Origin of the sequence: Trichocoleus sp. FACHB-262, assembly GCF_014696035.1 — a bacterium.
GTDB lineage: Bacteria > Cyanobacteriota > Cyanobacteriia > FACHB-46 > FACHB-46 > Trichocoleus.
Window position 1 is genome coordinate 17,855 of the sequence record NZ_JACJPK010000081.1, and the last position, 9,535, is coordinate 27,389.

8 protein-coding genes and 1 riboswitch are annotated in these 9,535 nt (G+C 50.3%); of the genes, 3 read left to right on the forward strand and 5 right to left on the reverse strand.

Annotation, left to right across the window (positions count from 1 at the left end):
* Window positions 1-64 precede the first annotated feature (64 nt).
* Both H6F68_RS16435 and H6F68_RS16440 read left to right on the forward strand, forming a co-directional pair.
* Complete coding sequence (locus H6F68_RS16435) at window positions 65-1,297, forward strand: HAMP domain-containing sensor histidine kinase (protein WP_190560618.1); 1,233 nt, start codon at window positions 65-67, stop codon at window positions 1,295-1,297.
* Window positions 1,298-1,427: 130 nt separating this feature from the next.
* Window positions 1,428-2,663, forward strand: a complete 1,236-nt coding sequence (locus tag H6F68_RS16440; RefSeq protein WP_190560619.1) for a HAMP domain-containing sensor histidine kinase — start codon at window positions 1,428-1,430, stop codon at window positions 2,661-2,663.
* On the opposite strand, the gene H6F68_RS16445 is transcribed toward H6F68_RS16440, so the two are convergent.
* The 4 genes from H6F68_RS16445 to ntrB all read right to left on the reverse strand — a co-directional run bounded on the left by H6F68_RS16445 (window position 2,611) and on the right by ntrB (window position 6,154).
* Entirely contained in the window at window positions 2,611-2,856 is a 246-nt protein-coding gene (locus tag H6F68_RS16445; protein ID WP_190560620.1) for a hypothetical protein, read from the reverse strand. The two genes, H6F68_RS16440 and H6F68_RS16445, sit on opposite strands and share 53 nt — an antisense overlap.
* A 19-nt stretch (window positions 2,857-2,875) precedes the next feature.
* Window positions 2,876-3,715 carry an ABC transporter ATP-binding protein gene (locus H6F68_RS16450; protein WP_190560622.1) on the reverse strand — a complete coding sequence of 280 codons (840 nt, stop codon included), beginning with the start codon at window positions 3,713-3,715 and terminating at the stop codon, window positions 2,876-2,878.
* 39 nt (window positions 3,716-3,754) lie between these two features.
* The gene (locus H6F68_RS16455; protein ID WP_190560623.1) at window positions 3,755-5,179 is read right to left on the reverse strand and encodes an ABC transporter substrate-binding protein; all 1,425 of its coding nucleotides are present in this window, start codon (window positions 5,177-5,179) and stop codon (window positions 3,755-3,757) included.
* 123 nt (window positions 5,180-5,302) lie between these two features.
* Window positions 5,303-6,154: a nitrate ABC transporter permease gene (gene ntrB / locus H6F68_RS16460; protein WP_190560625.1), complete on the reverse strand. Its 852-nt coding sequence runs from the start codon at window positions 6,152-6,154 to the stop codon at window positions 5,303-5,305.
* Between the two features lie 90 nt (window positions 6,155-6,244).
* A riboswitch (cyclic di-AMP (ydaO/yuaA leader) is annotated at window positions 6,245-6,403 on the reverse strand.
* 414 nt (window positions 6,404-6,817) lie between these two features.
* Between ntrB and bchD the strand changes: the two genes are divergently transcribed.
* Window positions 6,818-8,878: a magnesium chelatase ATPase subunit D gene (gene bchD, locus H6F68_RS16470; RefSeq protein WP_190560630.1), complete on the forward strand. Its 2,061-nt coding sequence runs from the start codon at window positions 6,818-6,820 to the stop codon at window positions 8,876-8,878.
* A 123-nt stretch (window positions 8,879-9,001) separates the two neighbouring features.
* On the opposite strand, the gene H6F68_RS16475 is transcribed toward bchD, so the two are convergent.
* Window positions 9,002-9,535: sigma-70 family RNA polymerase sigma factor (locus H6F68_RS16475; protein WP_190560632.1), on the reverse strand; the 534-nt coding region annotated here is incomplete at its 5' end.

Below are 9,535 nucleotides of genomic sequence, written 5' to 3' on the forward strand. Positions count from 1 at the left end.
AATCGTTAGACTGGCTTCATACCAGAGAGAGAAGATTTTTCTACCACTCCTCCGGATTCTTACGATGAAAGATTTTGGGCGAATCCTGGTTGAGAAGACTGAGGCCATAGTTGAGCAGTGGGTAGAAGCAGTGCATCAAGATCAGCACATTGAAAGTGCAGATGATCTCTCTCCGACAGCGATTCGCAATCATATTCCTCACGTCTTGGCCGCAATGGCTACTGTACTTTGTGAATCTCAGGACAGTAATGTGCAGGAGCTAGTAGCTGCCAGTCTTAATCATGGGATTTGGCGGGCGGAGCAAGGATTTGACCCCAGAGAAATTGCGCGGGAATATCGCCTGTTGCGCTCAGAAATTTTCACAGCATTACAGACTGAGTTACTACAGGCAGAGCCAGCCGCCATCATTCGAGCGTTTCGGCTGATTGACGTGGTGGTGGATGAGGCGATCGCTCAATGCTTCAAGAGTTATGTAGAAGAACGACTCCGAGAACTGGACCAACTGCAAAGCCAGCTTGCCCTCACCAATCAAGAGTTAACCCGTTTAGTCCGCACCAGCCAAGAGAATCTTTCTTTATTAGCCCACGAACTCAAAACGCCACTCAATTCCATCATTGGCTACTCAGAACTCTTTTTGCGTCAGCAGCAGCGGCAACAATTTGAAGTAAAAGATAACTTTCCGAGTATCGAGAATATTGAGCGGGTGCTACGGCATGGCCGCGGCCTATTGCGCTTGATCAATAATGTTTTAGAGCTGTCGCGTTACGAAGCAGGCAACATGCAGCTTCAGCTGACTGAAATTGATGTGCGCTTAGTCGTCAATAGTGTGATGGAAATGCTAGAACCCGTAGCGCTAGCTAAAGGACTGACCCTAGACATTGATTACGATGCGGCTCCTGCCAAGATCGCAACCGATCCTCTCCGTTTGCAGCAGGTCATTACCAACCTGATTAGTAACGCGATTCGTTATACCGATACAGGGACAGTCCATGTCCAGTGTCACAGCTTACCCGATCAACGCTGGTCGATCGCGATCGCTGATACAGGGCTAGGCATTAGTTCTGAAGACCAAGTACGAGTCTTTGATCCTTACTTTCGAGTCAACGATCATTCCCCCTCGGTATTGCCCGAGAGTACTGGCCTAGGCTTAGCGATCGTGGCGCGATTGGTGCAGTTGTTGCAGGGTCAAATTCAACTGGTGTCGGAGTTGCATGTAGGCTCTACCTTCACCGTCGTTTTTCCGCAACATATTTCAGCCGCCAATCCGTCTATCGGCCTTACCAGCTTGGTCAGGTAAGCTTTAATGCTGAAGAGGTAGCCAATCAAAGGCAGCAAAATTCTTTCCCTCGTACGAGGCGAGAGTCAAGGCGGGCTGGTTAAGCTACTTCTAATCAGCAGGCGATCGCAGCCAAACGGCAAGCAGCAATATGGTGGACTTTGGGCAACTACTGACCGACAAGATAGAGATCATTGAGCAAAATTGGGTGAGTGCTGTACGGCAGGATAGCCAAATCGAAATTGCTCAGGAGCTGACTTACAAAGCCCTGCGCAATAGCTTCCCCAAAGTTTTGCAGGCAATGGCTAGCATTTTGTCGAATGATGGAGAAGGAGACCTACAAAAGCTAGTCGAAAGCAGTTTAGAACATGGCATCGTTCGTGCCGAGCAAGGATTTGACCCAGCCGAAATCGCCCGTGAGTACCGTCTACTACGCACCGTAATCTTTGAAACTTTAGAGCCAGGATTGCTGCAAAGCTCCCCCAAAGAACTACTGCGAGCTGTGCGCTTGATTGACACGGTAATTGATGAAGCGATCGCTCGTTGTTTTAAGAGCTATACCCACGGACGGCTGAAAGAACTAGAGCAGCTACAGACGCAACTGAAACTCACCAATCAAGAGTTAACTCGTTTAGTGCGGGCCAGCAAAGAGAATTTGTCGCACCTAGCCCATGAACTCAAGACTCCGTTAACTTCCATCATTGGCTACTCGGATCTATTTTTGCGTAAACACCGACAGCCCGAAGAAGATAAAGATAACTATCAAGAGTTGGAGCACATTGAGCGCATTCTCCGCAGCGGTCGGCAGTTGCTCCACTTGATTAACGATGCTTTAGAAATTTCTCGGTACGATGCTGGCAGGATGAAGCTGCACCTAGCACCGATTCAAATACGAGGGATTATTCAGCAGACTATAGAAATTGTTGAACCTTTAGCCCGCAGCAAAGAGTTGCAGTTGGTAGTTGACTGCGATCGCGCTCCTGAAGAAGTCGTTACTGACGCTTTACGCTTGCAGCAGGTGTTGATGAATCTGCTTAGTAACGCCATTCGCTACACCGAAACAGGCTCGATTCATATCACCTGTGAAACCCAACCTAACCAAACTTGGGCGATCGCGATTAGCGATACAGGAGTTGGGATTGAGCCTGACAATCAAACTCAGGTTTTTGATCCCTATTTTCGAGTCATGCCCAATAACCAGTCCTATCTGTCGAATAGTACAGGCTTAGGACTGGCGATCGTGGCGCGATTAGTTAAACTGCTGCAAGGTGAGGTCGAGTTGGCCTCTCAAGTGGGAGTTGGCTCCACCTTCACGGTGACTTTGCCGCTAGAGGTTAAACCTGCTGAAGGGATGCTGCCCCAGGAATTGTCTCTCCACAGCGAGTAAGTGGCTGGACTATCCAGGCAGAGGTGAGGTCTTCGAGGACTTCGTGGTGATGGGTCAGCGCTAGTTCATCGGTCATTAGGACTTGTAGCGTGGGTAGATAAGCGCCTTGCTCCGAGATTTGATGACCATAGCCCACCAATTTGCCCAACTGCCCAGTCATTTGATGTCGTACGGAATCGCCAATCGTAAACATAGCTAATTCAACTCCTGCTCTAATCTTGAGTGAAGTAGTGATCGAGGAAGTTCAACACATAATTCCGGAGGTCAAAATACTCGCGAGAGTTACGCATTGCAGCGCGATCGCGGGGATGAGGAAAGGGGACCTCTAAAATTTCACCAATCTTGGCCGCAGGGCCATTGGTCATCATGACGATGCGATCGGACATATAAAGCGCCTCATCGACATCGTGGGTAATCATCATTACGGCCTGCCGTTGGTTCTCCCAAATATCCAGCACTTGCCGTTGCAACTTGCCTCGCGTCAAGGCATCCAGCGCCCCAAACGGTTCATCCATCAGCAGCATCTTGGGCCGAATCGCGAGCGCCCGCGCAATCCCGACTCGTTGCTTCATCCCACCCGAAATTTCGTCTGGATATTTGTCGGCGGCAGCAGTAAGATTCACCATCGCCAAATGTTCATTGACGATCTGCTGTTTCTCACGAGCAGGGACGCGCTTTAGCACCTCATCTACTGCTAAGCGAATGTTTTCCCGGACTGTCAGCCACGGCAACAAAGAGTAGTGTTGGAATACCATCATCCGCTCGGCTCCTGGCTTGCGGATTTCTCTGCCTTCTAGCCTAACAGACCCACCACTGGCCGTTTCTAAACCCGCAACAATCTTCAACAAGGTTGATTTACCGCAACCCGAGTGACCAATGACAGAGATGAATTCATTTTCACCAATGGTCAAGTCAATACCATCTAAAACGACAGACTCGCCCCCACCCGCTGTGGGATAAGCTTTGACCAAGTTCTCAATTACCAAGAAACCACCCGGATGAGTTGGGGTGCGACTATCAGACTCAGCAAACTGGCTAGTGGATTTGACCATGATTAACTCCGAAGCGGCTACGAGGTAAGGAACAAAACCTTAAGAGAGGAAAAATCGTTGGGGTGCGTTAGCGCGAATAGCAAAACTGTTGAGATAACCCACGGGATCGCTGGGGTCAAATCCCTTCTTATCAATAAATACTTCCGGTGACTCGACTTTGTAATCTTCTTGGGGAGAGGCGATCCCCATTTCAGCAGCAATCTCACGATATAAATCAGCTCGCCAACCTTGGGTGGCCAGTTCTTCGGCGTTCTTAGGAAATTCTTTGATTTGTCCCCAACGCGCTGCCTGTGTCATCAGCCAAATACTACGCGATCGCCACGGGAAGGTAGAGTGTTCGTTGGGTTGCTTGGGGATGTTGTCAGGGATATCAAAGAAAATCGTGGTATCGAGTGAACGATCAATCCGCTCTTTGCCATCAAAGCCGCCGTAGTTATACTCCCCAATGATTGCAGGACGGGTGAATTTGGGTTTCGCTCCCGTAAACGATCGCTCGGAAATGAGTTGAGCAACTTCAGCCCGATTTTCCGGTTTGCTGCAATACTGGCAAGCCTCAATCATGGCTTTGACTAAAGATCTGTAGGTTTTGGGATTTTCGTTGATGAACGATTCCATCACACCCAACAAGCGATCGGGATGTCCCAACCAGATCTCCTTTCCCTGAGCAAAGGTAAATCCAACGCCCTCCTTTCCTTTACCCAAGGGGCTAATGGCACGGCTATTCCACGGCTCCGCCACCATGTAGGCTTGCATAGCTCCAATCCGCACATTGCTCACCATTTGCGGTGGTGGAATAATGATGACGCGAAATTCCTTTAGCGGGTCTATTCCTGCGGCAGCGGCCAGATAGCGGACAAAGTATTCATAAATGGCAGAACTGAGCACCACTGCCCAAACCCGCTGCTCGGAGGGTTGATTCTCAAAATAGTTTCTGAAGTCACGGCCAAAGGCTTCTAGGTCACCGTTGTAGTCTCGCCAGGGCCGAATGCCTGCATCCCACATTTTGCGATTCATGGTCATGGCGTTTCCGTGGCGATGAATCGTCATCGCGGCACAAAGCGGCGCATGTCTGGCTCCCTCAGCGCCAATCCGGGCGTTAGTTACGGCTCCAGAAACCACGGGAGCGGCATCGGTACGGCCAAATATGATGCCATCGCGAGAAGTTGCCCAACTGGCTTCTCGGTTGAGTTTTACGTTGAGACCATACTTCCGGAAAAAGCCTTTTTTCCAGGCGATCGCAAACGGCGCGCAGTCATTCACGGGCACATAGCCCACCGTGAGATTAGGCTTCTCTAACTCTTCTGGTCTGACTACCTGTTTGATAGCTAAAGCTTCTTCGGTTAAACCTTTGGCACTGCGATCGCCACTAACGGCACAGGAGGCAAGAGTTGTGCCTATCGCAGCAGATCCCATCCCCTTAAGAAAATCTCGTCGGGTCCATTGATGCTCAAATGTATCGCTCATAGTCGAAAAAGTGTTTAGCGATTAGGTCAGAGGCTATTTGATGACTGCTGTTCACTACTCAAATCGCCCCCTAGCCCCCAATTCTGGGGAAAATGGTTAAGTGCTTGGGGAATTGGCGCAGGCTTAGAAATTAGTGCCCTGTTTAGTGCGATGGGTGACCAGTTGTTCTACCTTGTTAACGGCGTAGTCGAGCAGCAATCCTGTGACACCAATGACCAAAATCGCGAGGAAGACTGAATTCAAGTTCAAGCGGTTCCACTCATCCCAGACAAAAAAGCCAATCCCCACGCCACCTGTTAGCATCTCCACAGCCACAATCACTAACCAAGCAATCCCCAAACTGATCCGTAGGCCAGTAAAAATATAGGGTAGACTGGCAGGCCAAATGATTTTAGTAATCCGCCGCCAACGAGGCATTTCTAGGACTCGTGCCACATCAATGTAGTCTTGAGACACACTAGAAACACCCAGTGCCGTATTAATAATGGTCGGCCATAAAGAGGTAATAAAAATTACGAAAATAGCAGAAGGATCAGCCAAGTTAAAGATAGCTAAGGCGATCGGTAACCAAGCCAGTGGCGAAACAGGTTTGAAGATTTGAATCACCGGATTGAGCGCCATCATCGCTGGCTTAGACATTCCTACTAAAAAGCCAACGGGGATCGCTACGATCGCTGACAAGAAAAACCCTAAAATCACTCGGCGTAGGCTAGCCAGCAGTAACCAACCAATGCCCAGGTCACCTGGACCGCGCCGATAAAATGGATGCAGAATGTAATCCAAATTAGCGACTAAAGCTTCTGGCGGTGTCGGCATTAAGTCAGGATTAAAGATGGCTGCCAACCACCACAGCAAGATAATGCCTAAAAAGCCGAGCGCGGGGAGTAGAACTGTATCTCGAATTAAAAGTGGTTTAGCTCGTTGCCAAGCTACCTGTCCTGCAACCGCGATTGCAGCAAGATTGAGCTGAAGCATGAATTTATCTCAGAGTCGAGGCAGGTACAAGTAAGTCGTCGCTATACCAACCAAGGACACTGACAAGATCAGATTAAAAAATGCTGATCTTCAGTCTCCTCCCAATGCCGACGGAGTTAGCTGACGGGCTAGGACTGAGAGATGTCCCCCCTGGCTGCTTTTTAGAAATAAAGCTTGCTCAAGATAAGCCCCAAATTTTGGTTCCTCCGCTCCAGTTCTTAACTCTAAAGCTTCCGGCTTTAAATAAAGCGATCGCACTTTTAGACGCTGGATTAGGCTAACTTACTTATTGAATTCCCAGCAGTCTATCACTAGTTTTTGCGATCGGCAATCATTCTTGAGATGGAAGCAAAAAATTGTTACTAAATCATTGACTTCCAGGGCTAAGAGCGACTTTCAGGACTCAGTTAGAGGTTAATTAAGATAGTAGTAAAAGCTACAGTCAACTAAATATAAAACTAATTTTTCTACAATTAAGAACGAGTAATTCTATTAAGAATTAACCCCCTAACTCTAGGTTTAGTAATTCCTACCACGCTTTTTATTTATAGTAATTTGAGAGCATTTAGACAAAATTTCCGTCGAGGATCAAGAGCGATCGCGTGAGTTCTGGCCCCGGTTCCTTGTTATGCTGAAACACTGGACTCGCTATTGATCGAAACCATGCCTGCGCTGACTAACCCGTCGATTACTGCTTTTCCTCTCGCCGCTGTTGTGGGCCAAGAAGCCATCAAGATGGCGTTGTTACTAGCTGCCATTGACCCTGGCTTGGGTGGCGTAGTGATTGCAGGTCGTCGCGGCACCGCCAAGTCAGTTATGGCGCGGGCAATTCACGCCCTGTTACCCCCCATTGAAATCGTCAAAGGCTCCGCTTGCAACTGCGACCCCAACAATCCCCGCGAGTGGGATGACCAACTGCTGCTTGAAGCCGCCAATGGTCAAATGCCTGTAATTGGGGGTCAGCCGCTCCCCTTCACCGAAGTCGTTCCTTCACCCTTTATCCAGATTCCGCTAGGTGTGACTGAAGACCGCTTGCTCGGTTCGGTTGATGTCAGCCAGTCAATCAAGCGTGGGGAAACCGTTTTTCAGCCCGGATTGTTGGCCGAAGCGCATCGTGGCGTGATGTATGTCGATGAAATTAATCTCCTAGATGACCAAATTGCCAATCTCCTGTTAGGCACCCTGACCGAAGGACGCAACCAAGTGGAGCGGGAAGGCATTAGTTTCCAGCACCCTTGCAAGCCGTTGCTGATTGCCACCTACAACCCCGAAGAAGGTTCGCTACGAGAGCACTTGCTGGATAGAATTGCGATCGCCCTCTCTGCGGATGCCGTTTTAGGGATTGATGAGCGGGTGCAAGCGGTAGACCAAGCTACTCAGTACGCTAACTCTCCCCAATCTTTCTTAGAGCAGTACGATGAAGATTTAGACGGCCTCAAAACTCAAATTGTCTTGGCTCGCGAGTGGCTAAAAGATATCCAAATTCAGCCAGAACAAATTGCCTACCTCGTCAATGAAGCGCTACGGGGCGGGGTGCAAGGCCACCGAGCAGAACTGTTTGCCGTGCGAGTCGCCAAGGCTCATGCAGCATTAGAAGGTCGAGCCAGCGTCAATGCCGAGGATTTGCGGCGAGCTGTAGAACTGGTGATTGTGCCCCGATCCACAGTCGTTCAAACCCCGCCCGAAGAGCCACCTGCGCCCCCACCGCCCCCACCCCAGCAAAATCAAGACGAACCGCAGGAAGAATCTGAGCAAGACCAGGACGAGCAGGAAGAAAAAGACGAGCAGCACGAACCAGAGCAAGAGCAAGAACCGCCCAATGTCCCGGAAGAGTTTATCTTTGACCCCGAAGGCGTGATTCTTGATCCCTCAGTGCTGTACTTTGCCCAGATGGCGGCTAATCGGCAGGGTAAGTCAGGCGCTCGGACAATTATCTTCTCGGAAGATCGGGGCCGCTACATCAAGCCGATGTTGCCGAGAGGCCAAGTGCGACGGATTGCAGTAGATGCCACGCTACGCGCTGCCGCCCCTTACCAGAAAGCCCGTCGTCAACGTCAACCCGACCGTCGGGTAATTGTGGAGCAACCCGATATTCGGGCTAAGCGCTTAGCTCGGAAGGCTGGAGCCTTAGTTGTGTTCGTCGTGGATGCCTCTGGATCGATGGCGCTGAACCGCATGCAGTCGGCTAAAGGTGCTGTCTTGCAATTATTGACCGAAGCCTACCAAAACCGTGATCAAATTGCCCTGATCCCCTTCCGAGGCGAACAGGCAGAAGTGCTCCTACCTCCTACTCGCTCGATCGCCGCTGCCCGCAAACGGCTCGATCGCATGCCTTGCGGGGGCGGTTCTCCTTTAGCGCATGGTTTAACCCAAGCAGTCCGAGTCGGCATGAATGCCCAACAGTCGGGAGATATTGGCCAAGTGGTGATTGTGGCAATTACGGATGGTCGCGGCAATGTATCGCTAGCGCGATCGCTGGGTGAACCGATTCAAGAGGGCGAGAAGCCCGATATTAAAGGAGAATTGCTAGAAATCGCTGGAAAGATTCGCGGCCTGCGAATTCAACTGCTGGTGATCGACACAGAGAGCAAGTTCATCTCCACAGGTTTCGCCAAAGAGCTAGCCAAGCACGCAGGCGGCAAATACTACCATCTCCCCAAAGCGACCGATCGTGCCATTGCCTCGATGGCCAGAAATGCGATCGCCGATGTCAGGACCCGCTAAGCCAGAAAACCAAGCAGCAACAAAAATGCCAGATTGATTAAGTTCAATCTGGCAGATGCAGGAGGATCTGATGTAGGAAAATCTATGACTAACTTAGATGGCTAATCTGAGATTAGCTAAATTCTAGGGGTCAGTTTGCAATTCTTGAGGCTGGAGATAGGCCACCATCTGCTGGATGCCTCTCTGGATGCGGCGGGTCACTGTCATGGGGCTGACTTCAATCCGTTCTGCCACTTCTTTGCGGGACAAGTCGCTGAAGTAAACAAGCTCGATCGCGGCTCTTGTTTTGTCCTCTAGCTGGCTCAGCGCTCTCTGCAACTGCTGACGGTCTTCTTCGAGTAACTGCAAGGTTTGGTAGTGGGCATCGGGGAGCATATCGCCCAAGGTTACGGTTGAGTCTACTTGCTGCGAAACGGTCGCGTCTAAGCTCAACAAGGAGCGATTTTTGCCTGCAAGTTTGATTTCTCTCCACTCGTTGACCGAGACGCCTAACTCAGTGGCGACTTCTGCGTCCTGGGGTTGCCGTCCCAAGTCTTTCATCAACGCTTCGCGCACCTTCTGGCCTTCCTTCTGCAAGTCTTGCCAGCGACGGGGAATCTTCACCGTGTTGCCGCGATCGCGGAGGAAGTGGAGCATTTCACCGCGAATGTAAGGAAC

Bases quoted from the DNA above. Each gene is read 5' to 3' on its own strand.
- H6F68_RS16455 (WP_190560623.1), bottom strand. From the start codon at position 5,179: ATGAGCGATACATTTGAGCATCAATGGACCCGACGAGATTTTCTTAAG.
- H6F68_RS16435 (WP_190560618.1), top strand. From the start codon at position 65: ATGAAAGATTTTGGGCGAATCCTGGTTGAGAAGACTGAGGCCATAGTT.
- H6F68_RS16445 (WP_190560620.1), bottom strand. From the start codon at position 2,856: ATGTTTACGATTGGCGATTCCGTACGACATCAAATGACTGGGCAGTTG.
- bchD (WP_190560630.1), top strand. From the start codon at position 6,818: ATGCCTGCGCTGACTAACCCGTCGATTACTGCTTTTCCTCTCGCCGCT.
- H6F68_RS16440 (WP_190560619.1), top strand. From the start codon at position 1,428: ATGGTGGACTTTGGGCAACTACTGACCGACAAGATAGAGATCATTGAG.
- ntrB (WP_190560625.1), bottom strand. From the start codon at position 6,154: ATGCTTCAGCTCAATCTTGCTGCAATCGCGGTTGCAGGACAGGTAGCT.
- H6F68_RS16450 (WP_190560622.1), bottom strand. From the start codon at position 3,715: ATGGTCAAATCCACTAGCCAGTTTGCTGAGTCTGATAGTCGCACCCCA.